Consider the following 26392-nt stretch of genomic DNA (forward strand, 5'->3'; position numbering starts at 1 on the left):
GCCGACAAGCATGACAGGATTAACTGGGTGTTTATAGCAAACCCAAACAACGGAAGGTCACTTTATGAGATACCGCACTATCCTTGGCCTCAGCCTTTTCTCCCTGACCACTTTCGCCCAGGCGGCCGATTCGCTGTGCCTGCAAAAAGAGCAGGAGATCCAGCATGAAATCGATCTGGCCCGCCAGCACGATAACCAGCGCCGCGTAACGGGGCTGGAACGAGCGCTGACGGAAGCGCGCGCTGGCTGTACTGACGATAAGCTGAAGGCTCGCCATCAGGAAAAAATCAAAGAACAGCAGCAGAAAGTGGCAGAGCGGCAAAAAGAGCTGGACCAGGAAAGAGCGGATGGCGATGACAAAGAAAAAATCGCCAGGCGTGAACACAAGCTGGCAGAAGCAAAACGTGAACTGAAGGAAGCTCAGGCCGCCCCTTACTGAGGCAGGTAGAGCTCTTATAACTGATTATTAAGGAGTTTGTTATGTCAAAAGATATCACTTCCGCTCACCTGCGCGCGGAGCTAAAAAACCTGGCGGACACGCTGGAAGAAGTGCTGAGCAACACCAGCGATAAATCAAAAAACGAGCTGGATAAGCTACGCAATAAAGCGCAGAGCGCGCTGAAAGACACCCGCGCCCGCCTTGGCGATTCCGGCGATCGCATTGCCAAAACCTCGCGTGAAGTCGCCGATAACGCCGACGTTTACGTACGCGAAAACCCATGGACCAGCGTAGGTATCGGTGCCGCCATTGGCGTAGTGCTGGGCGTACTGCTGACGCGTCGCTAACGATGGCGGAGTTAAAGCAAAGCCAGGGCCCCGGCAAAGGGGTCATTAACATCGGACAGCGCCTTGTCACCACTCTGGTGGGGATTGTAGAGACCCGCGTCAGGCTGGCGGTAGTCGAGCTGGAGGAAGAAAAAGCCAACCTTATCCAGCTGTTGATTATGGTTGGCCTGACCATGCTCTTTACCGCGTTCGGCCTGATGAGCCTGCTGGTGCTGATTATCTGGGCGGTTGATGCGCAGTATCGCCTGATGGCGATTGGCACCACTACCGGCGTGCTTTTTGTGCTGGCCATTATTTTCGGACTCTGGACGCTGGCAAAATCTCGCCGCTCCACGCTGCTGGGCGCCACGCGTAAAGAACTAAAATCCGATCGTAAATTGCTGGAGGATCATGAATGAGCCGCGAGCGTGACGAGCGTAAGGCCGAACTGCTACGACAGATCCAGCAGCAGCGCCTCGATCTCAGCATCCAAAGGAAATTCTGGCTGGAGAGCACCGCCCGTTACGACCGTGGCTGGCTGACCCTGCTCAGCCTCAAGCGCTATATTGCGGTTGGTAGCGGGCTGGCGGCTATCTGGTCAGTGCGTAACCCGCGCCGCATTACGCGCTGGGCCAAACGTGGCCTGGGTATCTGGAGCACGGTACGCATGGTGCGCAATTTTCTGCCGGGCCGCTAACTCTCTGTCCGGATTCAGGTTCGGCCGCCGAACCTGAATAATCAATTTTTCTGAAAAACTTTGACAGTTTATCTCGCTTACAATCTTTCCTCTCCGCGAATATTATCTTCTGCAACGACCGGCACTTAACGACTTTACCGCGTTATGACTGGCTTCAGAGCGGCTGCATGCATTTTCAGCCGGATTAAATTCATCGGAGATTAACATGAAAAAATTAGAAGATATCGGTTTCCTGGTTGCGCGCATTCTGATGCCGGTGCTGTTTATTGTCGCAGGCTGGGGAAAAATCACCGGCTACGCTGGTACCCAGCAGTATATGGAAGCGATGGGCGTACCCGGCTTTCTGCTGCCGCTGACTATCCTGCTGGAGTTCGGCGGCGGCCTGGCTATCCTGTTTGGTTTTTTAACCCGTTTTACCGCCATCGCCACCGCGATTTTTACGCTGATTACTGCATTTGTTTTCCACAGCAACTTTAGCGTGGCTGGCAATGACATTAACTTTATGAAGAACTTAACTATTTCCGGTGGTTATCTGCTGCTGTTTATTACCGGCCCTGGCGCATACAGCCTCGATCGCCTGTTAAATAAAAAGTGGTAATAAGCGCCAAAAGCAGGGCAATATGCCCTGCTAAGCTATTAGTGATTTAGCGGATACGCCATGCGGCTATCGAATAAAAACCAGCAATATTCGAAAACAATAGCCAGCGTAAAATAAAAAGCAATTTATGCTGTTGTGGCGTTTTTATCTTTAATCTGCGAAATCGCGTTAATCCCAAAATTAACAATACCGACGATCCCCGCGCCGATATTTGAAATAGCCGTAACAAAGTCCAGTTCAAGCAGACTGCCAATGCCTGAACCCAACTGGCCGGCTGGCGTGGTGGCATCGGTGGTCAGGCCGCCAACCGCGGTGCCGGAATCCACAATATTCCCGATAGCTGCACCAATGCTTTTACCTAAGTCGGCGAAAAAACCGGCACCCGAAACAGACTCTATTTCCTGATGGTTTAGTTCACGCATGATTTTCTCCTTGCTTGTTAATAAGTCCTGCATCCGTTATTCGATGCCTGGTGATTTTAATAACACCTGAGAAATAAAGTCAAATGCCTGCGTAAAAACAGATCGTTGAAATATGATTATCTTTACTGGAAATATCTAAACCGCTGGCAAGGAGGTGCAAAATTCTCATTAACGCTTTTATTTGTAAAAGATTTTATTTTGTATATCAAAGCAAAGTCGCAAAGTCAGAAAAATATTAACGGAGAATAGCCCGGGCATTTTTCTGATAACAAGTTATATTGTAACTGAGTGATAAATTTTACCAACCGGGGAAGAATGATGGGACAGTTAATCGATGGCGTCTGGCACGATCAATGGTATGACACCAAATCCACAGGAGGCCGTTTCAAACGCTCCCAGTCCGCCTGGCGTAGCTGGGTAACGCCTGACGGCTCCGCCGGGCCGGATGGCAAAGAAGGCTTTCGCGCCGAGGCGGATCGCTATCATCTTTACGTTTCGCTCGCCTGTCCCTGGGCGCACCGCACACTGCTGATGCGCAGGCTAAAAGGACTGGAGAAGCTGATTTCCGTTTCGGTAGTGCATCCCCTGATGCTGGAAAACGGCTGGACGTTTGCTGACGACTTTCCTGGCGCCACGGGCGACAGCCTCTACCAGAATGAATTTCTCTATCAGCTTTATCTGCATGCGGACGAGAATTACACCGGGCGTGTCACCGTTCCCGTATTGTGGGACAAGCAGCAAAACACTATCGTCAGCAACGAATCCGCCGATATTATCCGCATGTTTAACAGCGCATTCGACGCCGTCGGCGCTCTGGCGGGCGATTACTATCCTGTAGAACTGCGCGAGAAAATCGATGAGGTTAACAGCTGGGTTTACGACACCGTTAACAACGGCGTTTATAAGGCCGGCTTCGCTACCTCGCAGGCAGCTTATGATGAAGCGGTTAGCGCGCTATTCCAGTCGCTGGATCGGCTTGAGCAAATGCTGGGGCAGCATCGCTATCTTACCGGCGATCGCCTGACCGAAGCGGATCTGCGCCTGTGGACAACCCTGGTGCGCTTCGATCCGGTTTATGTGACCCATTTTAAATGCGACCGCTACCGTATCGGCGATTACCTTAACCTGAGCGGTTTCCTGCGGGAGATTTATCAGCTGCCGGGCATCGCGGAAACGGTCGATCTGGCGCATATTCGCAACCATTACTACCGTAGCCACAAGACCATCAATCCCTACGGTGTTATTTCCACCGGCCCGGCTTTCGACTGGGATGAACCGCACGGGCGCGATGAACGCTTCCGCTAACGGCGCGGCGCGTGGCGTTTAGCCAGCAGCTTCGGGATTTCGCGCAGGCACCAGGCCTTGGCTTCGCCCATGCTGTCTCGCCGCCACGCCATAATGATATCAACCTCTTTGCTGTATTCCGGGCTGACGACGCGCAGGCGGCCTTCGGCAATATCCTTTTCCACCAGCGGATAAGGCATTGAGGCTACGCCCAGCCCGGCCAGCAGCGCGCGACGCTTGTCTTCGATTGAGCTTACCGTCAGCCGCTGCTGTTTATCCAGCAGCTGCACGGTAAGTACCGGCCGCTCGCGCGCCGTATCGGCAACCGCGATACCGCGATATTTTACGCGCGAAGGTTCAGATAACGGCTCCGGTTCATCATGGATGGGATGATCCGGGCTGGCGACTATGACGCTCATAATGCTGTAAAGCTTGCGGGTGTTGATCTCAGAAGAGGCGCGAAAATGCATATCCGGTGCGATGACGATATCCGCCCGGCCCTGCTCCAGTCTTTCCCAGGCGCCTGCCAGCACTTCCGTCACCAGCGCGATTTGCGTATTGGCTTTTTCGGCAAGTTTGTCGATCAGGGGGAAAAGGTATTCACAGGGTACCAGCGCCTCGACGACAATCGTCAGCTGCGTCTCCCAGCCTCGCGCCAGCGCTTCCGCATCCGTGGTCAATTTGTCGGCCGCTTCCAGTAATATCCGCCCCCGCTCCAGCAGCATGCGCCCCACATTAGTGAATTTGGTGCGATGGCCGGAACGGTCAAACAGCACCACATCCAGCTCTTCTTCCAGCTTCTGCATAGTGTAGCTGAGTGCCGAAGGCACGCGGCCCAGTTCATCCGCCGCCGCCGCGAAGCTGCCGCGCCGATCGATAGCGTCCATCACTCGCAGCGCTTCCAGCGTCAGAGCGCGATCTTTTGCCATAGCCATTCTCTGTCAGGATTTTTGAATATGGCAAGCAGATTAACTGGCTAACAATCTGGCGTCCAGCGACTTACTATAGAGCGATAATAATGACCGGCGCGGTTTACCGGTTAATAAGGAGGAAAACATGATCGTTAGTCGCCCCGTGCAGCAGTGTGGCCAGGCTGATTATGGCTGGCTTCAGGCGCGATACACATTTTCCTTCGGCCATTACTTTGATCCAAACCTGTTGGGCTATGCCTCTTTACGCGTACTCAACCAGGAAGTGCTGACACCAGGGGCTTCCTTACAACCCAGAACCTATCCAAAGGTCGATGTTCTTAATTTGATTTTGCAGGGCGAAGCGGAATACCGCGACAGCGATGGCAACACGGTCGCGGCGCGTGCGGGCGAAGCTTTGCTGCTGGCTACTCAGCCGGGTATCAGTTACAGCGAGCATAACCTCAGCGGCGAGCAGCCCCTGACGCGCATGCAGCTATGGCTGGACGCCTGCCCTGAACGGGATAACGCCGCAATACAGCGCCTGCTGGTGCCAGATAGCGCTCGCTATATGCTGCTGGCCTCGCCGGACGGCGCTGAACAAAGCCTGCAACTACGACAGCAAGTTTGGCTTCATCATCTGAAATTACAGCCAAATGAGACTTACAGCCTGCCGCTGCATGGCGCACGTGCTTACCTACAGTCGATCCACGGCAGCTTTGACGTTACCGCTTCATCGGCAGAGCAGCAGACGCTGGCCTGCGGCGACGGTGCGTTTATTCAGCAGGAGCATAGCGTTACGCTAACGGCAAAGACGCCGACGCGCGCGCTAATAATAGATCTGCCTGAGTAGCGTTAACCTTGTAAGCAACAGGCCGCCGGAACATCGATAGCGGCCTGAGGGTTCAGACTTAGTCTTCAGTCAGGTTAAACAAGTCGACCGGCACCTTTACCCTCTCGCCAATTGACCAGCCTTTTTTGCCTAAAATTCGCTGCGGCGTATTTTCTGGCACGGTGAAAAAGAAGGTGTTGCTCTCCTCGTCTACTTCGCCCTCATCCAGATCTTCCGGATCCAAATCCATCTCATCCAGTTCTTCTTCCGACAGACCCAGCTGTTTCGCCAGTATTGACCTTTTCATTGCTTATCTCCTTGTGGCTTAAGCTAACAGTTAAGCAAAGATTTCTCCGGCGCGCTGTTTGTGGCCTCTTTTTCTGTTACGCCTGTTAACGCCAGGTTGACCCTGTTTGGCGTACCTTTAGCAAGTCTGACCACCATGAGGTTTTAGTCATGAAAAAGCTGCTTGCCGTGATTTTTATGTTTTTACTGAGCGGGTGCGTGGACTCGGGAAACGTGGGAACGCATCCCGGGCTAAAAATAGCTTATCTGAACGGAAAGCCGCACGAGGTTTCCGCCTGTCTTTATTCGGCGGCGTTAAGCCAGAGCCTGCGCCTGACGCGGGATGGCCGCCTGCCCGACGGAACGGAAAAATATAATCTGCAAAATAACCGTAATGAGGTTATCGCCTGGGTTGAAATTTCGCGCTTCTCTCATGACCAAACCAGCGTCTGGTTCTATCAGGGCAAAGGCACGGATATCCACGCGGCCATCGCCGCAATGACCGAAAGCTGTAAAAATACCCGTTAAATGTTGTGAATTTAATCATCCCGCCAGGAGATACAGACCTACTGTTTTAAAGTCCTCGTTAGGTATAGCGATACTTGAACCCAGGGAAGCGCCTGAAGCTGATTCGGGATGGATTTATGTTGTTGTAACCGCCTACACCAGCCGGAAAGCGCATGGGGTATTAATTGGCAGGCTCGAATAAGAAAGGCGCCCAAGGCGCCTTAAGATAAATTTGTTGGTAGCCGCAGCATTTCTTTAGCACACAGGGTTCAGAAACCGATTCTCATCGTAGCTACCCGGCAGATGACCAGCCATCTGGCTGCCCGGCACAGCAGGCCAATTTCTGGTTGAAGCCTTCTGTGAATGCTCTTGCAGCAATTTCATTCTATACGGATTACCTGTAGGTATTCAACTTCTGGTTGAAGGCTGCTGTAAACAGGCCCTTTTCTCAGTCCGCAAAGCAAAAAACCCGCCGAAGCGGGTTTCAAACTGCTGACAAACCTGAACCCTTCATCAGGACTGCCTCTTTTTACAGCAACACAGCAGCTTGATAGCGGCAGAGGCAGAGCGGATAAGTGGACCGTTTGGCGCAGGGACGCGCCAACCGAGCCATCAGGGACGATTTCACGGCGTGTCCATGTTCCGATCTGCCTCTGCTGCTCTGTCACCGTTTTAAACGCGGCAATGAGTTTGTCATCAACCTCAAACCCGCCGGGGCACTGAATTGTTGAAGCTGACCGGTAAGCCGCTTTCTTTTCATAGAGAGCGTCGTGGACGGTCATTCATCTTTCTTTGGCCTGGTACGCAAAAAACCCGCCGAAGCGGGTTTTTTACTGAATTGTTGAAGCTGACCGGTAAGCCGGGTTCTGTCGTGGACAGTCATTCATCTAGGCCAGCAATCGCTCACTGGCTCAAGCAGCCTACCCGGGTTCAGTACGGGCCGTACCTTGTGAACCCCTATTTGGCCTTGCTCCGGGTGGAGTTTACCGTGCCGCGAACTGTTGCCAGCCGCGCGGTGCGCTCTTACCGCACCCTTTCACCCTTACCTGATCCCACAAGTGGGCCATCGGCGGTTTGCTCTCTGTTGCACTGGTCGTGGGCTTGCGCCCCCCAGGCGTTACCTGGCACCCTGCCCTATGGAGCCCGGACTTTCCTCCCCTCTGTCTGTCTCCCCCGAAGAGGGACGGCAACAAAGCGGCGACTGTCTGGTCAGCTTCGGCGCGGATAATAGGGCATTCCGCGCGGTTTGTCACCCCTCTTGCTGCTCCAGCGCATACTTATAGAGCGCATTCTTTTTTACGCCGTGGATTTCAGCCGTCAGCGCGGCCGCTTTTTTCAGCGGCAGCTCCTGTTGCAGCAGCGCCAGCGTACGCAGCGCTTCCGGCGGCAGCGCATCCTCGACGGCGTGATAGCCTTCGACAATCAGCACCATCTCGCCCTTGCGGCGGTTTTCGTCTTCTTTAACCCAGGCCAGCAGCTCGCCCACCGGCGCGCCGTGAATCGATTCCCAGGTTTTGGTGATCTCTCGCGCCAGCACCACATAGCGCTCGCTGCCCCAAACGCTGACCATATCCTCCAGGCTTTCCAGCAGGCGATGAGTCGACTCATAAAAAATCAGGGTGCGCGACTCCTGCTCCAGCGCGCGCAACGCATCACAGCGGCCTTTGCTCTTCGCTGGCAGAAACCCTTCGTAACAGAATCGATCGGACGGCAACCCCGCCGCGCTTAATGCTGTAATGGCCGCGCAGGCGCCAGGCAAAGGTACTACGTTGACGCCTGCCTCGCGGCAGAGGCGAACCAGATGATAGCCAGGATCGTTAATCAGCGGCGTGCCGGCATCCGAAACCAGCGCTATGCTTTGTCCGTCCCGTAGCTTTGCCAGCAGCGTTTCCGCTTTCTGCTGCTCGTTGTGATCGTGTAATGCGAACAGGCGCGCATTGATGGCGAAATGTTGTAGCAACAGCCCGGTATGACGTGTATCTTCCGCTGCGATCAGATCGACGCTTGCAAGTACCGAGAGCGCACGCTGGGTAATATCGCCCAGATTGCCGATCGGTGTGGGAACGATGTAGAGCGTGCTGGCCGAAATCTCTTCGCGTTGTTTCATTGTTTGATCCGAATTGCCGATTTAATATTGAGCATCTTGAAAAAAACATAACTGGATACAGTATGCTTCCTTCGAAAGTCATTCATAACAAAGCAGGACGCTGTGTGCCTCTGCTGCTGGCGGCCCTGATTTTTGCCGGCTGTTCCGGCCAGGGGCCGCAGGCGCCGACGGTCAACGTGCAGGGCGCGGCGACGGGCTCTTCCGACTCTTATTTGCAGCAAATGCAGCAAAGTTCAGATGATAACAAGGTTGACTGGCAATTACTCGCAATCCGGGCGCTGCTGAACGAAGGAAAAATTCCTCAGGCCAGCTCGCAGCTCGGCAGCCTGCCGCAGCAGCTCAACGATGTGCAGCAGCAGGAATCGCTGTTGCTCCAGGCGCAGCTCAAAGTTATTCAGCGGGATACCGACGGCGCGGCGCGGCTTTTGCAACAGATTGATACCGCCTCTCTGTCGCAGGAGCAGCTGGCTCGCTATTACCAGCTACAGATTGCGGGCAGTCAGGGTTTAACGCTGCTGCGCGCTTATATCGCTCAGGAACCGCTGCTGACATCCCCAGCCGACAAGCAGAAAAATATTGATGCTACCTGGCAGGCGCTGAGCCAGATGCCGCCGGAACAGGCCAGCAACCTGGTGATCAACGCCGATGAAAACACGCTGCAAGGCTGGCTGGATCTGCTCAGCGTCTATAAAGCCAACGCCAGCGACCCGGGCATGCTGAAGGCGGGTATCAGCGACTGGCAGACGCGCTACCCCAATAATCCGGCCGCGAAAATGCTGCCAACGGCGCTGAGCCAGGTGCAGAGCTTCCAGCAGTCCTCTACCGGCAAGATCGCGCTGCTGCTACCGTTAAACGGCCAGGCGCAAGTTTTCGCCAAGGCGATTCAGAAAGGTTTTGACGATGCCAGAAACGGTGCGCTGGCCCAGTCTGCCGCTCCGGCAGCCCAGCCTCAGCCTGCCGCAGAGGCAAATGCCACAGCGAACCCGGCCGCGACGCCAACAGATGCTGCCGTCAGCCCATCCGCGCCGGTAGAGGCCAGCGCGCCATCCGCAGATACACAGCCTGCCGCAAAAAACATCAATGTGGCCCAAACCGCGCCGCCATCCAGCTCGGCACAGGTTCAGGTTTACGACACCAGCAGCCAGCCAATCGATCAGGTACTGGCACAGGCGCAGAAAGATGGCGCTACCCTGGTGGTCGGCCCGCTGCTGAAAAGCAACGTCGAACGTTTAGCTTCGGTACAGACGCCATTGAATATCCTTGCGCTGAACGAGCCGGAATCGGTACAGAACCATCCGAATCTTTGCTACTTTGCGCTTTCTCCTGAAGACGAAGCGCGGGACGCCGCCCATCATATGTGGGATCAGGGCAAGCGCTCGCCGCTGCTGCTGGTGCCGCGCAGTTCGCTGGGCGATCGCGTCAGCAAGGCTTTCGCCGATGAGTGGCAGAAGCTGGGCGGCGCTACCGTGCTGCAGCAGCAGTTCGGCTCGCAAAGCGAGTTAAAACAGGGCATCAATAGCGGCGCAGGCCTGCGTCTGACCGGTACGCCGGTGGTTAGCCAGCCGCAGCAGCCTCAGGGCATCACCGTTGCGGGCCTGACCATTCCGGCACCGCAGGCGGATACGCCAGCAGCCAGCGACGGCAGCGTTGATTCGCTCTATATCGTGGCGACGCAGGATGAGATGGCACTAATCAAGCCGATGATCTCGATGCGCGTCAGCAGCCGCAGCATGGCGCAGATTTACGCCAGCTCGCGCAGCTATCAGGCCGGTAGCGGCCCGGATTACCGACTGGAGATGGAAGGCGTGCAGTTCAGCGATATTCCGCTGCTGTCGGGCACCAATCCGGCGCTGATGCAGCAGGCGGCCAGAGGCTTTAACAATGATTACTCTCAGGTTCGCCTTTACGCCATGGGCATAGATGCCTGGACGCTGGCCAACCACTTTAACGAGGTGCGCCAGCTACCGGGCTTCCAGCTGAAAGGGGAAACCGGCGACCTGAGCGCCACCCAGGATTGCGTGATCAACAGGAAGTTGATATGGAACCAGTATCGTCAGGGACAGATCGTTCCGGCATCCTGAGCCGCCAGCAAACCGGTGCGGGCTATGAACAACAGGCCCGCCGTTTGCTGGAACAGGCAGGATTAATTTTTGTCGCGGCTAACGTCCGCTTTCGCGTCGGGGAAATTGACCTCATTATGCGCGATGGGCAGACGTGGGTTTTCGTAGAGGTGCGCTACCGCCGCAACGATCGGTTCGGCGGTGCCGCAGCAAGCGTGACCCGCAGCAAGCAGAAAAAGCTGCTGAAAGCCGCCGCCTTGTGGCTGAATGGCCGCCAGAGCAGCCTTGAGAGCGCCCGCTGCCGCTTTGACGTGGTGGCGATAACCGGCGCGCAGATTGACTGGTTGCCCGATGCCTTTACGGCGGAATAGTTTCCGCCCATGACTTGCCAGGTGAAAAACGTGCTGGAAAGAATAAAAGTTTGTTTTACCGAAAGTATTCAGACGCAGATAGCCGCGGCGGAAGCGCTGCCGGATGCAATCTCGCGCGCGGCGATGACCATAGTGCAGTCGCTGCTTAACGGCAACAAAGTGCTGAGCTGTGGCAACGGCACCTCAAGCGCCAACGCCCAGCACTTTGCGGCCAGCATGATCAACCGCTTTGAAACCGAGCGTCCCAGCCTGCCTGCGGTCGCGCTGAGCGCCGACAACGTGCTGCTGACCGCCATCGGCAACGATCGTCTGCACGATGAAATCTATGCTAAACAGGTACGCGCGCTGGGCCAGGCTGGCGATATTTTGCTGGCGATTTCAACCCGCGGCAATAGTCGTGATATCGTGAAGGCCGTTGAAGCGGCGGTGACCCGCGATATGACTATCGTGGCGCTAACCGGCTATGACGGCGGCGAACTCGCCGGTTTACTGGGCCCACAGGATGTGGAGATTCGTATACCCTCGCACCGGAGCGCGAGGATTCAGGAAATGCATATGTTAACCGTAAATTGCCTGTGCGATTTGATCGATAACACTTTGTTTCCCCACCAGGATGCTTAAGGAGCCATGATGAAACTGATTTCCGCAACGGCGGTCGTACTGACCGCGCTGATGCTACAGGGCTGTGTCGCCGCCGTTATCGGCAGCGCGGCAGTAGCCACGAAAACAGCGACCGATCCGCGTACCGTGGGTACTCAGGTCGATGATGGCACGCTGGAGCTACGCGTCAGTAACGCGCTGGCGAAAGATGACCAGATCAAAAAAGAAGCCCACATCGTGGCAACAGCCTACCAGGGCAAAGTGCTGCTGACCGGCCAGGCGCCGAGCGCCGATGTCGCTAATCGCGCTAAACAGATCGCCGTCGGCGTGGATGGCGCGACAGAGGTCTACAACGAAATCCGCACCGGTGCTAAAGCCAGCTTCGGCACGGCCTCTTCCGATACCTGGATTACCACTAAAGTGCGCTCCAACCTGCTGTCGAGCGACCAGGTAAAATCCTCCAACGTCAAGGTTACTACCGAAAACGGTGAGGTATTCCTGTTAGGCCTGGTGACCAGCGCAGAAGCTAAAGCGGCTGCCGATATCGCCAGTCGGGTTAGTGGCGTTAAGCACGTCACTACCGCCTTTACCCTTCTCCAGTAGTTAACGTTTGTCCGTGCCTTAGCGGCACGGACACCGCCTTTTTACTCCCACCGATAACAAGAGTTTTTTACCTTAGCCAATTGCTGGTCGCTTCTGCCATTTGGCCTTTTACTTTTTGAAAGGTTAAACCTTTTGCAGAATATTAATCTAAAGCTACAGCCGACTTAAGCACTCCGTCGCCACCGCTTTAAAAGCCGCAAAGTCTTTGCTGTCGCGCAGTCGCGTCATTGCTCTTTCGCGCAGAAAAGTCACAAACAGATCGTAAATCGCCATCGCCTCTTCATAGTCGTTTTTGCTGATAGCCAGCAGGAAAATTACCGTGGCCGTTTCATCACCCCAGGCGATGCCCTGTGGCGCCAGCACGGTATAGACCACACTTCTGTTTGCCAGCAGGCCCAGCGAGTGTGGCAGCGCGATGCCTTCGCCCAACAGAGTGCTGACAATAGCTTCGCGCTCTGCCACCGAATCATAGAAATCAGCGTTTACCACGCCCTCTTCTTGCAGCCGATCGCACAGGATCCTGAACAGATCTGCCTGCGTCGTTGGCCGATCCACAATCAGAAAATGATCGGCATCGAAAAACTTCTCCAGCATATAGGGCCGGGTTCGATCCACCAGCACCAGCTTACCGATCTGCTCCAGCTGATATTCCGTTGGAAAAGGCGACATCACCACCACTGGTTTTTGCTTCTCGCTCAGGCGCGTGGTGGAAATAACAAAATCTTCTTCAATATTTTGCTGCTGCTCATACTCGCGCAGCGAAATAATATTGCTGACGACGATCTGCGGATATTTACGCATCAGCATGGCCTGAATCATGCGCACGGTGGAATTACCGGTATCGCATACCAGCAGCACCTGCGGATGGCGCTGATAGCCCACGTTATAATGCCGCTCCAGGCCAACGCCGATATGCAGCACCAGAAAGCCCATTTCGTTTTCGCTGATGGTATAGGGCGTATATTTCTCCCAGCTGGAAACGGCGGCCAGGGTGACGTCCCATGCCATTGGATAGTGCTGTTTGATATTAGCCAGCAGCGGATTGGGAATAGTAATCTGGTAGCGCACTCGCGTAATCATTGTCTTGATATGCGTCAGCAAGTCCGCGCGCAGCTGCATATCGTTTTGCAGGTTAAAGTTATAGTGGCTGTTGATATAGCTGAGGATATAGTTAACCAGCGACTCGCCGTCGTCCGGGCTGATGCTATCCGGTGCGATCGCAACGACACGCCGCGCTGCGATATTGACGCGCAGATAAGCCTCTTCCGCAGCGGATATCGCTTTACCAGCCAGTGGCCGCAGCTGTTCGGCCAGATCGCGGGCTGCGCTGCGCACCTCTTCATCAACGTCATCGGCGGCAAAATCGACAAGCGGATAGCCTTCGCTGATGCGCCTGACGGCGACCGCGCAGTAAAGGCGCAGATAAAACTCGCCGTCGTCACTCATTTTGATATTAAAACGCCCAAGGCAATGATTCAGCAGAGGTTGCAGGGCCGTCAGCATGCCGCTGTTCAGCACCTCCAGATGCAGCAGCGGATCTTCTGGATCTTCCTGTGCGATCTCACAGAGCAGATCGGTCAGGCAGGTGCGCACGGCCACCTCGCTGCCAAACAGCTTCATGCCGTAGCGCGGCCGGGTTTCTATCGCCAGCTGGTAGCGCGCCAGCCGCTCTCTTACTTCGGCCATATCGCTTTGCAGCGTGGCGCGGCTGACAAACCATTCGTCGGCCAGGTCTTCCAGCTTAAGGGCATAGGCCGAAGTAAGAAAACGGGTTAACAGATACTGTACCCGCGCGCCCGAGGTGCGAGGAATACGCAAAGAAGAAGGCGACTGGTGCCGTAGCTGGCTGTAGCGCTGCGCGTCTTCAATCTGTAGCTGGTAGCCCTCTCCCCGATTGAGCACAAAACGGATGCCGTGATCGGCCAGCAGCTCATTCAGCGCCGTGATATCGGTGCGCACGGTGCGCGTCGAGACTGCAAAACGCCGCGCCAGCTCGTCCTGGGGCAGCGTCTCGTTTTGCAGCGTGTCGAAAAGTCTCGCAAGACGTTGATTGGGAAATCTCACCGTTTTTCCTGGGTTGCCGATATTGCTCTCAATGCGTAAAGACCGGGCTGGCCCGGCCGCGCCTATCCAACCAGTTTTTTTGTTATCGCCAGCAGCGCGCTGACCTCTTCCGGACGAGTATTGCCTGAAGCTTTATCAATAATCGAGCTGTAAATGTGCGGGATGATTTTGCTGACGCCCGCTTCCAGCGCGATTTGCAGGATGGCCTCATAGTTTTCCGGATCGATGCCGCCCGTTGGTTCCAGCCAGAAATCCTGCTCCGCGCAGGCCTTCGCCACCGCGCGAAACTCTTCAACGGCTTTTAGCCCGCCCATAGGAAAATATTTTACTGAGCTACCGCCCATATCTTTCAGCAGCGCGATAGCCGTTGCTACCGGCACGATGCCTTCAGGTGCCTGCGAACTTAGCGGCCCGGTGGAAATTTTTACCATTCCGGGCGTACCCGTTGGCGAAATCAGGCCGTTGACCACCGTCTGGCTCTGCCCCAGCAGCGCGCGGCTGGTGGCTACGCCGGTGAAGACCTGATTAACGTGCTGCGGCTGGATTTCCGCCGCAATCGCGCTGACCATTGCCGACTGGTTTGGATCGCCCGCGCCCAGGCCGACGGAAAGTGCGTTATCGATCAGCGCCGCATACTCGCGCATATCGGCCACCGCACTTGCCACGCTGCTGTAGTTTTTTGACAGTACGCCGACCAGAACGTGTCCTTCGGCAGCCTGCCAGACAGCGCGGGCGTTCTCTTTCGAACCCGCCAGTACGTTCAGGCAAACGCGGTTGCGGTAGAAATTTGGCGTCAGCTTCATGCTTTTTTCCCTTCGGCTAATAATGCCCTGATGGCAACATAAATAATATGCAGCTGCTCTGGCGAGACGCTGCGCACGTCTGCTTCGACTATGCCTTCGTTGGCTTTGTAGCCGCGGAAGTAAATAGCCACCTCGCCGGTTTTCAGGCGCTGCACCATTTCGCCCGTGGTCAGGCCGATTTTAAGCTCGTCGAAATGAATCTCCGCGCGGGCGATATCGCGTCCCGCCGCATCCCAGACCACGCGCGCGCTGATACCTTCCAGAGCGTTAAGGTTCTCAATAAAAGGCGTCATTTTTTCTACCATCTGCGCGCCGGTTACTTTCGGCTGCTGCAAATAGTTTTCAATGGCCTGCGTCAGCCCCAGAATGCCCTCTTTGCCGACTTTCATCGCCCGGCCAATCCCTGACGACTGGCGCCTGACCCATTCTACGTACTGCTTGCGCCCCATCACCAGCCCGCTGGTCGGCCCTTCGATAGCTTTAGCGCCGCTGTAGATCACCAGATCCGCGCCGTATTGGTAGTAGCGCTGCAAATCTTCTTCCGCTGCCGCATCGACAATCAGCGGCACGTTGTGCTGGCGTGCCACGATAGCGGCCTGTTCGACGCTCAGATGACTTTTCTGCACGCAATGGTGCGATTTGATATAGAGAATGGCGGCCGTCTGCGGCGTAACGGCGGCGGCGAGCTGCGCGGGCGTACACTCGTTGGCATAGCCAGCCTCTACCAGGCGTCCACCGCCCAGCGCAACCATGGTGCCGACCGGCGCGCCGTAATTCACGTTATGGCCCTTAGGCGTCACGATATCGTGAGGCACGCTCAATGGCGCAGCATGAAGGTTATCCAGCAGCCAGTCGTTGTCTTTGACTATCACCGCCGCTACGGACTGCGCGATACCTGCCGAGGCGCAGGAAACCACTACCGCATCCTCGCAGCCCAACAGTCCGGCGATATAAGCACCGGTTTTCTCCACCAGATCTTTTATCTCGAAATAGTGGTCAAGACCGTATTTCACCGTTTCTACTACATCAGCAGCAGGGGTAGAAACGCCCAGAATGGTCATGCGTCCCGAAGCGTTAATGACCTGCTTTAAGCCATATTTCTCATAAATCGAAGACATGATGCTTTTTTCCTTCCTCGGTAATACGCCATTGCCCGCCGACGATGGCGGCCAGCGGCAGCAGCTGTTTCTCGCCCGTAACCGATTCGCCTTCCGAATCCGTAAACAGAACTGTGGAGTCGCGCAGGTCAAAAATAGTCAGATCCGCGTCATAACCTACGGCGAGACGTCCTTTTTGCGCCAGCCGCAGCCCTTGCGCCGCGTTGATAGTTACGCAATCGACAATCTGAGCCAGCGTCATACCAACGCTGAAAAATTTAGACATCACGTGCGCCAGCGAGCGAACCGGGCCGTTGAGCCGGTTGCGGCAATAGATATCGGAGCTGATAGTGTGCGGCAGAATGCCCTGCGCGATAGCTGCGCGCGCTACCTCGAAGCTGAAGCTGGCCGTACCGTGGCCTACATCCAGCCGTACGCCGCGCTGTAGGGCGCGATGGACAGAGGCGCGCAGCTCGCCTGCTGGCGTCAGGATACGGTTCGGCTTGCCGTTGTAGCAGTGGGTGATGATATCGCCGCTGCCCAGCAGATCGGCTATTTCATCCAGATCCGGCGGATTGTTGCCGATATGCACCATCAGCGGCAGCTCGTTGTTTTCCTGCTGGATCGCCTTAGCCTCCAGCAGCGGCCGCACGCCGTTTTTTCCTACCACGCTGCTGCTGATACGCGCTTTAATACCGAGAATAAAGCCCGGCAAACGCTGCACTGCATCACGAACGCCGACGCGATCTATTTGCGACATATCCGCCAGTTCGTTTTGCGTGACGATACCGGTGCGCGCGATATTTAGTAACGCATAGACCTGAGTGCTGGCGCTGCGGGTTAGCTGATAAAAATCGTCGATATCGTCTGCGCCAGTACTGCCCGCATCCACAACCGTCGTTACGCCAGTAGCAACGCCGATAGCGTCGGCCTCGTCGTGATAAATCGGCGATTTGGGATAGCAATGCACGTGCGAATCGATCCAGCCCGCGCTCAGGTAAAAACGCCCGGCTAAATCGTACTCGCGCGCTGCTGGCTCACTCACCTCGCCCAGCGCGGCAATTTTGCCAGCTTCAACGGCGATATCGGTCAGGCTGCCGTCCGCAAGGCGCGCGTGACGAATAATAAAATCATACATAACAGGCTCCTCTCACCAGCACTTAAAGCGCGACCGGGAAAAAAGCGCCCAGCAGCATGGCACCCAGAATAGCGCCGCCGGTAATCGGCTTGTTCCAGAGATAAAACAGCAGCGCGCCGATTAGCGAGCCGAGGCCGATAGGAATAGAGGCGCCCATCGCTGAGAGAATAATCAGCGGCCCCAGAAAGCGTCCGGAGGCGTTGCCTGCGCCCATCATCACATCGGCGCCATAGGTAGAGTCGCTGTTGTTGATGGTGAATTTACGCGCGAGGATAATCACGTAGCCTATTGCCAGGCCGAGGATCAGCCCGGTCAGCAGCGAGGCGGCAAAGTTCGACACGGGAAAAATAATGCCTGCGCCCAGCAGCAGCGCCGGCACGCCAAGCCCGACGCCGGTCTGGATAGCACCGCCGATATCCAGAATCCCTACCAGCGAGCCTTCGATAATACGGGCAAACAGAAAGCTCGCGCCGAAAGCCGCTACCGCGCCATAGACGCCGGTTTCCATGCCGGCACGCAGCATAGAAACAAAGGCAACCTCGTTAAAAGCGCCAAGCCCGTAGACGTAATACATATGCGTTCCGGCGAAAACCCCGGCGGAAAGCAGGCCGACAAAAATCGGGAAAGACCAGTCGGCGTACCAGAAACCGCTTTTTGACTCTTCCATCTTGTTTTCTCCTTATTTTCCGCTCAGGGAGTTGTGGATCAGCGACAGCCAGTCCGGCACGCCAAGCCGGAAGGATTCCAGCATTTTCATATCGAAACCGCGGAAGAAGCCGCTCAGCACAAACAGCAGCACGATGGCGAACATCATTATTTGGGTAACCCGGTTCCAGCCGCTCTCTTCTACGCCTTTGCCGATCAGGATCCCCAGCACCAGGCCCGGCACGGCGTTGCCCATAATCAGCTGCGCAAGGCCACCGAAGATGGTGGCCCAGAAGCCCGATTTTTTACCGGCGTCGATTGCCGCCAGCCAGAAGATCACCGGCATCACGGTGTTAACCAGCAGGTTTGCCGCAGGCACCAGAACTTTGACTGCCGTAACCTGCAACGCAGCCGGTACGGCCGAAGCGGTGGAGTTAAGGAAAGCGACTACGATCATGCCGATCAACCCACAGGCGATCGCCATCTTTTTAGGATCGTGTAGCGTTTCCGCCAGGTTGCGGTTTTTGATCATTAGCGCCGCCGCGCCCCAGTTGGGGATAATGCGGTGATCGACATCCTGGGTAAAAGATCCCGCTGCGACGGAAGAGGCCCAGGCGTTAAAAAAGAAGCCCAGGCCAAACGAGAAGTGAGAAGCCGGATCGCCTTCGCAGGAGTTAAGTTCGCCCAGCGTACGGAATGCGCCCATGCCCTGCGTGGTTGGCGCGTGAAACATGCGAGCGGCACCCGCGCCAACGCCTACGCCGACAAGGCCGCCGATAATCAGAGATTTAAAAAGAATAATTAAAAACATCACACTTTCCTTTCAGGCTTGCGCCAACGTTTTTAAGTTATGTTTGCCCGGCTAGCGCGTGAGGAAATTAATTTTATCGACGTCGATAGCGCTCACGCTGACGGTAATTTCCAGTTCGATGCTGTAACTCCGTCGTTCCCTCGCCAGAAAGAAGAACAGGAAGCGCTCTTTGCGTACGCTTTCCCGCGCCTGCACCACCCGGACTTCCTGCGGTTCAATGCGCAGCAGAACCTTGCCAATCGTCTTTAGCAGCGTGCTCTGAACCCGGCTCAGGGCATCGGCAAAAGCTTTTTCCTTGCTGTCGCCTTTGCCGCTGACGCTGACGCTGGTGGTAAATTGCTCTTTCATTGCTCAGGCGCCGTGCTTTTTATGCCAGGCCTGCACCAGCCGCTCGCCCAGCTCTTCTTTGTCCATAAAGCCGAAGCCGAGCACGTTCGCCCCTTCGTTGATGGCGGTAACGCCTTCATCTACCGAGCGCATGCCGTATTTTGCTTTGTAGCCATGTTTGGTCTGGGCGGTGATTGCGCCCGCGCCGCCGCTGCCGCAAAAAGAGATGCCGAAAGTGGCGTTTTCCGCTTTCATCACGTCGCCCAGCTTCATATCCGCCGCCACGCCCGGCACCACCACGGCTTTGCCGCCTGCTTTCTCTACGCCTGCCGCGACCTTCTGCCCTTTTCCTAAGCGATCGCCGATAACCACAATGATTTGCGACATGTTCTAATCTCCAGTGAGTGAAATTACCGTTCGTTTTCTTTTGCCACTTCGAAATGCACGGAGAGCAGCCAGGCCTCTTCCTGCGGCAGATTGCCGAAGAGATCCACCACCTGGCGGGCCAGCGCCATCGACTCAGGCGAAATATCTTCAAAGAGTTCAGCCTCGACTTCCGGCAGCGGTTCGCCGGTTAGCGAGCGCAGCGCCATCGCCCGCACGTGCGAAGTCAGCATTTGCTGCTGTACGGCGTTGGGATAGATATGACCGGCGGCAAACAGTTCGTTGATCTGCGCCATTACCCTGTCGGCCAGCGCCTGAATTGCGCGCTCCTCGTCGCCTTTTTCCATCGCCGCTGCTCCGTTGTTCACGCCATGCCCCTTATTTTTCCGTTCCGTACCAACCTTATTCACGAAAAAATAAATTAACGCCGGGAGGCGGCTCTTTGTAGCCCGCCTTTTTCCGCTTCGAAGCGGAAAGAAGTCCGCCACGCCCGTAACCCTTCACAAAACGGTTATTCGGCACGGTAAAAGCATAAAAATGGAAGGTAAATCACAGTACTGGCGGAAAAAGACCAGAGCGAGGCTGCGGCTAAAAAAGAAGTTTTACGTTATGTGGCGGGAAAATATAGGAATTAGTTATGACAGCAAGGCTGCCGGAAATAGATTGAAGCGCGCGTTTAAAAATCTGGCGGGATTATTTAATTACTGGAGTTTTTTAGGCGAAAGATAAAAAAGAGGCGCCAGCTGCGCCTCAGACTGCTGGCAAACCTAAACCGTTTCTGGACTTTGGCTTTTATCTACCGCAACACGGTAGTTCGATAGCGGCAGAGGCTGAGCGGATAAGCGGACCGTTTGGCGCATGGACACGCTAACCGAGCTTACACGGATGTATTTACAGCGTGTCCGTGTTCCGCTCTGCCTCTGCTGCTCTGCTACTGATTTAAACGCGACCTGGGGTTTGTCATCAACCTCAGGCGCCAGCTGCGCCTCCCGTTATGCGCTTACTGCCCGGCGATTTTCATTTCCGGGATCAGCACCGAACCACACTGAATATTGCTGCGGGTTTCGATATCGCTGCCGACCGTGACCATATTGCGCCACATATCCTTCAGGTTGCCCGCGATGGTGATTTCACTTACCGGGTACTGGATTTCGCCGTTTTCTACCCAGAAGCCCGCCGCGCCGCGCGAGTAGTCGCCGGTGATGCCGCTGACGCCCTGGCCCATCAGTTCGGTTACTACCAAACCAGTGCCCATTTTTTTCAGCAGTTGCTCAAAGCTGTCGCCCTGGCCGTTGATGCGCCAGTTATGGATACCGCCCGCGTGACCGGTACTTTTCAGTCCCAGCTTGCGCGCCGAATAGCTGGTCATTAGCCAGGTTTGCAGCACGCCATCTTTGATAATCTCGCGCTGTTCGGTGCGTACGCCTTCGCTGTCGAACGGCGAAGAGGCCAGCCCTTTCAGCAGGTGCGGCTGCTCCTCAATCGTCAGCCATTCTGGCAGGATTTGCTTGCCCAGCGAGTCCAGCAGGAAGGTTGATTTACGGTAGACGCTGCTGCCGCTGATAGCGCCGACCAAATGGCCGAACAGTCCGGTAGCCACTTCTGCCGCAAAAATCACCGGCGCTTTCATAGTCGAAAGCTTACGCGGCGAAAGGCGCGCCAGCGTGCGGCGGGCGCACTCTTCGCCGACCCACTCTGGCGATTTTAGATCTTCAATAGCGCGGCCAATGGTATAGGCGTAGTCACGTTCCATATCGCCGTTGGCTTCTGCGATTACGCTGCCGGAAATCGAGTGGCGGCTGGATGAATATCCCTGGATCATGCCGTGGCTGTTGCCGAATACCTTGATGCCGATATGGCTGTTAAAGCTGCCGCCTTCGGTATTGGTAATACGCTTGTCGGCTTTCAGCGCGGCCTGTTCAGCGCGCGCCGCCAGTTCGATCGCCTTGTCGGGATCGATATCCCACGGATGGTAAAGATCCAGATCTGGCGCATCAAAGGCCAGCAGCTCACGATCTGCTACGCCCGCGTAAGGATCCGCTGAGGTATAGCGAGCGATATCTATCGCCGCCTGCACGGTGCGTGCGATTGCTTCTGGGCTGAGATCGGTAGAAGAAGCGCTGCCTTTACGGTTCTGATGATAAACGGTGATGCCTAAAGCACCGTCGCTGTTGAACTCGACGTTTTCTACCTCGCCGTAGCGGGTGCTGACGCCAATGCCGGTGGTTCTGGTGACGGCCACTTCCGCCCCATCGGTGCCGGCTTTAGCCAGCTCGAGTGCTGTCGCGACCGCCTGTTCGAGGGTCTTACGCTGTTCTGCAACTTGGGAGAGTAATTTCATCGACCTACCATATAATTAACAGAGGGCTTCTCTGGGTATAAGCCACCAGATTTCCGAGCTCTTCAGGGGTTAAGGTTTACCTGAGTCTAACAGACTCAGCGAACAATTTCGCAGTAGCCTGAGTTTCCTGATAGCATTAGCCTCTTTTTTAGGGAGCCTCCCATGAGCAAACAGCCTGACGACTGGCTAGATGATGTACCGGATAATCAAGAAGAAGACGACGAAGAGATTATCTGGGTCAGTAAAAGTGAAATTAAACGCGATGCCGAGGAGCTTAAGCGCCTGGGTGCCGAGCTGGTGGAACTGAGCAGCAACTCGCTGGACAGAATTCCGCTGGATGAGGATCTGCGTGCCGCTATTGAGCTGGCGCAGAAGATCAAGAAAGAGGGACGCCGCCGCCAGCTACAGTTAATCGGCAAAATGCTGCGTTCGCGCGATGAAGATCCGATCCGCCAGGCGCTGGATAAGCTGAAGAACCGCCACAACCAGCAGGTTGCGCTGTTCCACAAGCTGGAGATGCTGCGTGACCGCCTGATTGCAGAAGGCGACGATGCGATGGCAGACGTGCTGCAGCTTTATCCGCAGGCCGATCGCCAGCAGCTGCGCTCGATGATCCGCAACGCCCAGAAAGAAAAAGCGACCAATAAGCCGCCGAAAGCCACCCGTCAGATCTTCCAGTATCTGCGCGAGCTGGCCGAAGCCTGATAACGCTGCGGGTTCGTTTACCCGCAGCGCTAAAGCCGACCCGCTGTTGCCTCAGGCCAGCCTGTCCAGCAGCTTCTGATGGATCCCGCCGAAACCGCCGTTGCTCATCACCAGAATGTAATCGCCTGGCTGCGCCGTTTTGGCGATCATCTCGACCAGAGTATCCACGTCTGCGCTCCAGTGCGCGGGCTGTACGCAGGCCTCTGCCACTTCCGCAACCTGCCACGGAATATGGTGCGGCTGTAGCAGGAATACTTCATCTGCCCGACCCAGTGCAGGCGCGAGATCGTCTTTGCTGACGCCCATTTTCATGGTGTTGGAGCGTGGCTCCAGCACCGCCAGAATACGCGCTCTGCCACCAACCTTGCTGCGCAGCGCGGTCATGGTCGCCAGGATAGCGGTAGGATGGTGGGCAAAATCGTCGTACACCTTGATACCGTTGGCTTCGCCGCGCAGCTCCAGACGGCGGCGCGCGTTAATAAAGTCGTCCAGCGCTTTGGCGGCATCTTCCGGCTTTACGCCGACGTGACGCGCGGCGGCGATAGCCATCATGCCGTTATGCATGTTGTGCTCGCCCACCAGCGACCAGTTTACTTCCCCTACACGTTCGCCATCCAGCCAGACTTCCCAGTGCGAGGCATCCGGCGTAAGTTTCTTCGCCTGCCAGCGCCCGTTTTCGCCCGCGCTCTCCTGCTCGCTCCAGCAGCCCATGGCGATCACCTGCTTCAGGTTGCTGTCGTGCTCCGGCACAATGATCCGACCCTGGCCCGGCACAATGCGCACCAGATGATGGAACTGACGCTGAATAGCTTTTAAATCGTCAAAAATATCCGCATGGTCAAACTCAAGGTTGTTGAGGATCAGCGTACGCGGGCAGTAGTGAACGAATTTAGAGCGCTTGTCGAAGAAGGCGCAGTCATATTCATCCGCCTCGATCACGAAGAATGGGCTTTTTCCTAAAGTTGCCGAAACTTCGAAGTTCCCCGGTACGCCGCCGATGACGAAGCCCGGCTCCAGCCCGCACGCCTGTAAGATCCATGCGGTCATGCCCGCCGTGGTGGTTTTTCCGTGTGTTCCCGCAACAGCAAGTACCCAGCGGTCGCGCAGCACGAAATCGTGCAGCCATTGCGGCCCGGAAAGGTAGGGAATATTACGCTCCAGCACCGCTTCGACACAGGCGTTGCCGCGGGTCATGGCGTTACCGATAATCACCAAATCCGGCGCGGGATCGAGCTGGGAAGCATCGTATCCCTGAATTAAATCAATGCCTTGCTTTTCTAAAAGCGTGCTCATCGGCGGATAAACGTTGGCATCGGCGCCGGTCACTTCATGGCCCAGCGATCGGGCCAGCATTGCCAGACCGCCCATGAATGTGCCGCAGATACCGAGGATGTGAATACGCATAAAAGGTCCGTTTACTGAAAGGGTCGGTGCACAGTGTAGCGTCCTCGTCGTGCGGAAGAAACGGAATTTGCCCTATGTTCTTTGCCCTTCATTCGGCTAAACTGCCCCGGTATACGTTGGCAGTTTGTTTAACAAGCTGCTGTTCAACCGCAGATTCAGGGATTGTGTTATGAAAACGTTAGGCGAATTTATCGTCGAGAAGCAACACGACTTTCCTCACGCCACAGGTGAGCTGACGGCGCTGATTTCAGCTATCAAGCTGGGCGCGAAGATCATTCACCGCGACATTAACAAAGCGGGCCTGGTGGATATTCTGGGCGCCAGCGGCGTGGAAAACGTGCAGGGCGAACAGCAGATGAAGCTCGATCTGTTTGCCAACGAAAAGCTGAAGGCGGCGCTGAAGGCGCGCGGCATTGTGGCCGGTATCGCTTCTGAAGAAGAAGACGAAATCGTGATTTTCGAAGGCGTTGAAAACGGCAAATATGTGGTGTTGATGGATCCGCTGGACGGCTCTTCCAACATCGACGTCAACGTTTCCGTCGGTACCATTTTCTCTATCTACCGCCGTATTACGCCGCCAGGCACGCCGGTAACGGAAGAAGATTTCCTGCAGCCGGGCAGCCAACAGGTTGCGGCAGGCTACGTGGTCTACGGTTCCTCTACCATGCTGGTTTATACCACCGGCTGCGGCGTTCACGCTTTCACCTACGATCCTTCGCTGGGCGTGTTCTGCCTCAGCGCGGAAAAAATGGCTTTCCCGGAAAAGGGCTACACCTACTCCATTAACGAAGGCAACTATATTCGCTTCCCGCAGGGCGTGAAAAAGTATCTTAAGTTCTGCCAGGAAGAAGATAAGCTGACCCGCCGTCCTTATACATCACGCTATATCGGCTCGCTGGTGGCGGATTTCCACCGCAACCTGCTGAAAGGCGGCATCTATCTCTATCCAAGCACCGCCAGCCACCCGCAGGGCAAGCTGCGCCTGCTGTATGAGTGCAACCCGATGGCGTTCCTGGCCGAGCAGGCCGGCGGCAAAGCCAGCGACGGCAAAAACCGTATTCTGGATCTGGTGCCGGAGACGCTGCACCAGCGCTCGCCGTTCTTTGTCGGCAACACCGATATGGTTGACGATACCGAACGTTTCCTGCGCGAATATCCGGACGCGTAAGGACGCAGCCAAAAGCTAGCCAGGGCGATCTCCGGATCGCCCTTTCTTTGTGCCGGATTTATAGCTAACACGCGCCGTTAACGGCCATACTGGAGCATTCCGAAAGCCCAAAAAGGGGGAATACTTTTATATCCAGTTGGCTATAATGTGCGTCACTTGATTTAAGACGATTAAAGGAATTCACCATGAGTTTAAACCAGGTTCCAGCGGGTAAAGATCTGCCAGAAGATATCTACGTAGTGATCGAGATCCCGGCCAATGCCGATCCAATCAAATATGAAGTAGATAAAGATTCCGGCACGCTGTTTGTTGACCGCTTCATGTCTACCGCCATGTTCTATCCGTGCAACTACGGCTACATCAACCACACGCTGTCTCTGGATGGCGATCCGGTAGACGTGCTGGTACCAACTCCTTATCCGCTACAGCCGGGCTCAGTGATCCGCTGCCGTCCAGTGGGCGTGCTGAAAATGACCGACGAGTCTGGCGAAGACGCCAAGCTGGTTGCGGTTCCGCACACCAAGCTGACCAAAGAGTACGATCACATCAAAGATGTGAACGACCTGCCGGAACTGCTGCGCGCGCAGATCACCCACTTCTTCGAGCAGTATAAAGCGCTGGAGAAAGGCAAATGGGTGAAAGTAGAAGGCTGGGATAACGCTGAAGCAGCGAAAGCGGAAATCGTTTCCTCTTTCGAGCGCGCTGCGCAGAAGTAAGCTTTCCGCTGCTAAAAAAACGCCGCTCAACGAGCGGCGTGAGGTTGATGGCGAAGTATGCCGGTGCAGGCTCAGGAGGGTCTGTGTCTTCCGCAAAGACGCAAAAAACGTCTTCCATGACAGCTCAGTACGGGCCGTCCATGGCCCGTAATGCTTTGCTCCAGCTACAGGCCCTCCATCGCTTCACGTTAGTCAGCAGTCTGACGCCGCTCAACGAGCGGCGTTTTTATTTGTGGCTGTCAGGAAAAAAATGCTCATCCATAAATTCCGCCCAAAGCCAGGGAAGCTTTTGCGGAAAATCGCTGATTTCGGTGCCTGTCTCGCGCGCGGCAGAGAGCAGCGCATCGCCCCAGGCGTCCGCCATCAGTTCAGGAAGTTCACTTTTCAGACTGGGGTTACGGTTCAGCCTGCGCACGATTTTACGGCGCTGTTCCGCTATCGTAAGCTGCCAGCTGCGCCCTCGATAAGCTGGTTGATATTGCCATTTCAGCAGGTGCATAAACAGCACCTCCAGGCGTGATTCCAGTTCACGGCGCTCGCTGTTTCCCATGCTTCTTATTTCCTCAAGCAGGTTCCTTGTGTCCAGCTGTTCCAGATTGCCAGCCTGCAGCAATCCTGCCTGTTCCAGCGTCCAGCCGTAAAAGTCACTTTCGTATTGAGAAGCCATGGTTTTCTCTGCTAAAGAATCAATATTGATAGCGGGAAGTTTGTCAGAGCCTGCTATTGCCGTCAAAACCTCTGTTCGTTTTT

At 55.6% G+C, this 26392-nt stretch carries 32 protein-coding genes and 1 other RNA gene; 15 read left to right on the forward strand and 18 right to left on the reverse strand.

The features are described 5' to 3' along the window. Positions 1 to 64: 64 nt before the first annotated feature. The 5 genes from ACETPC_RS18995 to ACETPC_RS19015 all read left to right on the forward strand — a co-directional run bounded on the left by ACETPC_RS18995 (position 65) and on the right by ACETPC_RS19015 (position 2060). Positions 65 to 439 carry a DUF1090 domain-containing protein gene (locus ACETPC_RS18995; RefSeq protein WP_380184052.1) on the forward strand — a complete coding sequence of 125 codons (375 nt, stop codon included), beginning with the start codon at positions 65 to 67 and terminating at the stop codon, positions 437 to 439. A gap of 41 nt (positions 440 to 480) precedes the next feature. After that, positions 481 to 786 (forward strand): YqjD family protein, encoded by a 306-nt coding sequence (locus tag ACETPC_RS19000; RefSeq protein ID WP_380184053.1) that lies wholly within the window; start codon positions 481 to 483, stop codon positions 784 to 786. Positions 787 to 788: 2 nt separating this feature from the next. Then, positions 789 to 1184, forward strand: a complete 396-nt coding sequence (locus ACETPC_RS19005; RefSeq protein WP_380184054.1) for a phage holin family protein — start codon at positions 789 to 791, stop codon at positions 1182 to 1184. Further along, positions 1181 to 1462 carry a YqjK-like family protein gene (locus tag ACETPC_RS19010; protein ID WP_380184055.1) on the forward strand — a complete coding sequence of 94 codons (282 nt, stop codon included), beginning with the start codon at positions 1181 to 1183 and terminating at the stop codon, positions 1460 to 1462. The genes ACETPC_RS19005 and ACETPC_RS19010 overlap by 4 nt, the downstream gene beginning before the upstream one ends. A 205-nt stretch (positions 1463 to 1667) precedes the next feature. Further along, positions 1668 to 2060 (forward strand): DoxX family protein, encoded by a 393-nt coding sequence (locus ACETPC_RS19015; RefSeq protein WP_380184056.1) that lies wholly within the window; start codon positions 1668 to 1670, stop codon positions 2058 to 2060. A 125-nt stretch (positions 2061 to 2185) separates the two neighbouring features. Here ACETPC_RS19015 and ACETPC_RS19020 read toward each other — a convergent pair whose 3' ends face one another. Continuing rightward, positions 2186 to 2482 carry a hypothetical protein gene (locus ACETPC_RS19020; protein ID WP_380184057.1) on the reverse strand — a complete coding sequence of 99 codons (297 nt, stop codon included), beginning with the start codon at positions 2480 to 2482 and terminating at the stop codon, positions 2186 to 2188. A 318-nt stretch (positions 2483 to 2800) separates the two neighbouring features. On the opposite strand from ACETPC_RS19020, the gene ACETPC_RS19025 reads away from it, so the two are divergent. Beyond that, on the forward strand, positions 2801 to 3787 hold the full coding sequence (locus tag ACETPC_RS19025) for a glutathione S-transferase family protein (RefSeq protein ID WP_380184123.1): 987 nt from the start codon (positions 2801 to 2803) through the stop codon (positions 3785 to 3787). On the opposite strand, the gene ACETPC_RS19030 is transcribed toward ACETPC_RS19025, so the two are convergent. Further along, positions 3784 to 4695 (reverse strand): LysR family transcriptional regulator, encoded by a 912-nt coding sequence (locus ACETPC_RS19030; RefSeq protein ID WP_380184058.1) that lies wholly within the window; start codon positions 4693 to 4695, stop codon positions 3784 to 3786. The two genes, ACETPC_RS19025 and ACETPC_RS19030, sit on opposite strands and share 4 nt — an antisense overlap. A 127-nt stretch (positions 4696 to 4822) precedes the next feature. Between ACETPC_RS19030 and ACETPC_RS19035 the strand changes: the two genes are divergently transcribed. Further along, positions 4823 to 5527 (forward strand): pirin family protein, encoded by a 705-nt coding sequence (locus tag ACETPC_RS19035; RefSeq protein ID WP_380184059.1) that lies wholly within the window; start codon positions 4823 to 4825, stop codon positions 5525 to 5527. A gap of 58 nt (positions 5528 to 5585) precedes the next feature. Here the strand turns inward: ACETPC_RS19035 and ACETPC_RS19040 are convergent, their stop codons facing one another. Then, positions 5586 to 5813 carry a hypothetical protein gene (locus ACETPC_RS19040; RefSeq protein WP_380184060.1) on the reverse strand — a complete coding sequence of 76 codons (228 nt, stop codon included), beginning with the start codon at positions 5811 to 5813 and terminating at the stop codon, positions 5586 to 5588. Between the two features lie 149 nt (positions 5814 to 5962). On the opposite strand from ACETPC_RS19040, the gene ACETPC_RS19045 reads away from it, so the two are divergent. Then, positions 5963 to 6319 (forward strand): hypothetical protein, encoded by a 357-nt coding sequence (locus tag ACETPC_RS19045; RefSeq protein WP_380184061.1) that lies wholly within the window; start codon positions 5963 to 5965, stop codon positions 6317 to 6319. A gap of 359 nt (positions 6320 to 6678) precedes the next feature. Here ACETPC_RS19045 and ACETPC_RS19050 read toward each other — a convergent pair whose 3' ends face one another. From ACETPC_RS19050 to rsmI, 3 genes are all read right to left on the reverse strand, one after another. After that, positions 6679 to 7080: a hypothetical protein gene (locus ACETPC_RS19050; protein ID WP_380184062.1), complete on the reverse strand. Its 402-nt coding sequence runs from the start codon at positions 7078 to 7080 to the stop codon at positions 6679 to 6681. A gap of 57 nt (positions 7081 to 7137) precedes the next feature. Next, positions 7138 to 7515: RNase P RNA component class A (rnpB, locus tag ACETPC_RS19055), an RNA gene on the reverse strand. Positions 7516 to 7547: 32 nt separating this feature from the next. Further along, the gene (gene rsmI / locus ACETPC_RS19060) at positions 7548 to 8405 is read right to left on the reverse strand and encodes a 16S rRNA (cytidine(1402)-2'-O)-methyltransferase (RefSeq protein WP_380184063.1); all 858 of its coding nucleotides are present in this window, start codon (positions 8403 to 8405) and stop codon (positions 7548 to 7550) included. 62 nt (positions 8406 to 8467) lie between these two features. Here rsmI and ACETPC_RS19065 point away from each other — a divergent pair, with 62 nt between their 5' ends. The 4 genes from ACETPC_RS19065 to dolP are packed head-to-tail and all read left to right on the forward strand — an operon-like array spanning position 8468 to position 12039. Continuing rightward, a complete protein-coding gene (locus ACETPC_RS19065; RefSeq protein WP_380184064.1) occupies positions 8468 to 10486 on the forward strand; it encodes a penicillin-binding protein activator in 2019 nt (672 codons plus the stop codon). Then, positions 10444 to 10836, forward strand: a complete 393-nt coding sequence (locus tag ACETPC_RS19070) for a YraN family protein (RefSeq protein WP_380184065.1) — start codon at positions 10444 to 10446, stop codon at positions 10834 to 10836. Before ACETPC_RS19065 ends, ACETPC_RS19070 begins: the two co-directional genes overlap by 43 nt. 30 nt (positions 10837 to 10866) lie before the next feature. Further along, positions 10867 to 11457, forward strand: coding sequence for a DnaA initiator-associating protein DiaA (gene diaA, locus ACETPC_RS19075; protein ID WP_380184066.1), 591 nt, complete (start codon positions 10867 to 10869; stop codon positions 11455 to 11457). 9 nt (positions 11458 to 11466) lie between these two features. After that, positions 11467 to 12039, forward strand: a complete 573-nt coding sequence (dolP, locus tag ACETPC_RS19080) for a division/outer membrane stress-associated lipid-binding lipoprotein (RefSeq protein WP_380184124.1) — start codon at positions 11467 to 11469, stop codon at positions 12037 to 12039. A 153-nt stretch (positions 12040 to 12192) separates the two neighbouring features. Here dolP and ACETPC_RS19085 read toward each other — a convergent pair whose 3' ends face one another. The 10 genes from ACETPC_RS19085 to pmbA all read right to left on the reverse strand — a co-directional run bounded on the left by ACETPC_RS19085 (position 12193) and on the right by pmbA (position 21649). Continuing rightward, entirely contained in the window at positions 12193 to 14103 is a 1911-nt protein-coding gene (locus tag ACETPC_RS19085) for a BglG family transcription antiterminator (RefSeq protein ID WP_380184067.1), read from the reverse strand. A gap of 62 nt (positions 14104 to 14165) precedes the next feature. After that, positions 14166 to 14906 (reverse strand): KDGP aldolase family protein, encoded by a 741-nt coding sequence (locus ACETPC_RS19090; protein ID WP_380184068.1) that lies wholly within the window; start codon positions 14904 to 14906, stop codon positions 14166 to 14168. After that, positions 14903 to 16024, reverse strand: coding sequence for a DgaE family pyridoxal phosphate-dependent ammonia lyase (locus ACETPC_RS19095; protein ID WP_380184069.1), 1122 nt, complete (start codon positions 16022 to 16024; stop codon positions 14903 to 14905). Before ACETPC_RS19095 ends, ACETPC_RS19090 begins: the two co-directional genes overlap by 4 nt. Next, positions 16008 to 17141 carry an amidohydrolase/deacetylase family metallohydrolase gene (locus tag ACETPC_RS19100; protein WP_380184070.1) on the reverse strand — a complete coding sequence of 378 codons (1134 nt, stop codon included), beginning with the start codon at positions 17139 to 17141 and terminating at the stop codon, positions 16008 to 16010. Before ACETPC_RS19100 ends, ACETPC_RS19095 begins: the two co-directional genes overlap by 17 nt. A 22-nt stretch (positions 17142 to 17163) precedes the next feature. After that, positions 17164 to 17808 (reverse strand): DUF4310 family protein, encoded by a 645-nt coding sequence (locus ACETPC_RS19105; protein WP_380184071.1) that lies wholly within the window; start codon positions 17806 to 17808, stop codon positions 17164 to 17166. 12 nt (positions 17809 to 17820) lie between these two features. Further along, positions 17821 to 18597 carry a DUF4311 domain-containing protein gene (locus ACETPC_RS19110; protein WP_380184072.1) on the reverse strand — a complete coding sequence of 259 codons (777 nt, stop codon included), beginning with the start codon at positions 18595 to 18597 and terminating at the stop codon, positions 17821 to 17823. Between the two features lie 51 nt (positions 18598 to 18648). Beyond that, positions 18649 to 18945: a DUF4312 family protein gene (locus tag ACETPC_RS19115; protein WP_380184073.1), complete on the reverse strand. Its 297-nt coding sequence runs from the start codon at positions 18943 to 18945 to the stop codon at positions 18649 to 18651. A gap of 3 nt (positions 18946 to 18948) precedes the next feature. Further along, positions 18949 to 19311 (reverse strand): SFCGS family glycine-rich protein, encoded by a 363-nt coding sequence (locus tag ACETPC_RS19120; protein ID WP_380184074.1) that lies wholly within the window; start codon positions 19309 to 19311, stop codon positions 18949 to 18951. 23 nt (positions 19312 to 19334) lie between these two features. Further along, positions 19335 to 19655, reverse strand: coding sequence for a glycine dehydrogenase (locus tag ACETPC_RS19125; protein ID WP_380184125.1), 321 nt, complete (start codon positions 19653 to 19655; stop codon positions 19335 to 19337). A 653-nt stretch (positions 19656 to 20308) separates the two neighbouring features. Continuing rightward, entirely contained in the window at positions 20309 to 21649 is a 1341-nt protein-coding gene (gene pmbA, locus ACETPC_RS19130) for a metalloprotease PmbA (protein ID WP_380184075.1), read from the reverse strand. Between the two features lie 162 nt (positions 21650 to 21811). On the opposite strand from pmbA, the gene yjgA reads away from it, so the two are divergent. Beyond that, positions 21812 to 22354, forward strand: coding sequence for a ribosome biogenesis factor YjgA (gene yjgA / locus ACETPC_RS19135; RefSeq protein WP_380184076.1), 543 nt, complete (start codon positions 21812 to 21814; stop codon positions 22352 to 22354). 51 nt (positions 22355 to 22405) lie between these two features. Here the strand turns inward: yjgA and mpl are convergent, their stop codons facing one another. Then, on the reverse strand, positions 22406 to 23758 hold the full coding sequence (gene mpl / locus ACETPC_RS19140) for a UDP-N-acetylmuramate:L-alanyl-gamma-D-glutamyl-meso-diaminopimelate ligase (protein ID WP_380184077.1): 1353 nt from the start codon (positions 23756 to 23758) through the stop codon (positions 22406 to 22408). A 169-nt stretch (positions 23759 to 23927) separates the two neighbouring features. Here mpl and fbp point away from each other — a divergent pair, with 169 nt between their 5' ends. Then, positions 23928 to 24926 (forward strand): class 1 fructose-bisphosphatase, encoded by a 999-nt coding sequence (fbp, locus tag ACETPC_RS19145; protein ID WP_380184078.1) that lies wholly within the window; start codon positions 23928 to 23930, stop codon positions 24924 to 24926. A gap of 185 nt (positions 24927 to 25111) precedes the next feature. Beyond that, on the forward strand, positions 25112 to 25642 hold the full coding sequence (gene ppa / locus ACETPC_RS19150; RefSeq protein ID WP_380184079.1) for an inorganic diphosphatase: 531 nt from the start codon (positions 25112 to 25114) through the stop codon (positions 25640 to 25642). 226 nt (positions 25643 to 25868) lie between these two features. Here the strand turns inward: ppa and ACETPC_RS19155 are convergent, their stop codons facing one another. Continuing rightward, a complete protein-coding gene (locus ACETPC_RS19155; protein WP_380184080.1) occupies positions 25869 to 26309 on the reverse strand; it encodes a DUF29 domain-containing protein in 441 nt (146 codons plus the stop codon). Positions 26310 to 26392: the final 83 nt, after the last annotated feature.

This window comes from Pantoea sp. sgz302252, from assembly GCF_042610525.1.
Lineage (GTDB): Bacteria > Pseudomonadota > Gammaproteobacteria > Enterobacterales > Enterobacteriaceae > Erwinia.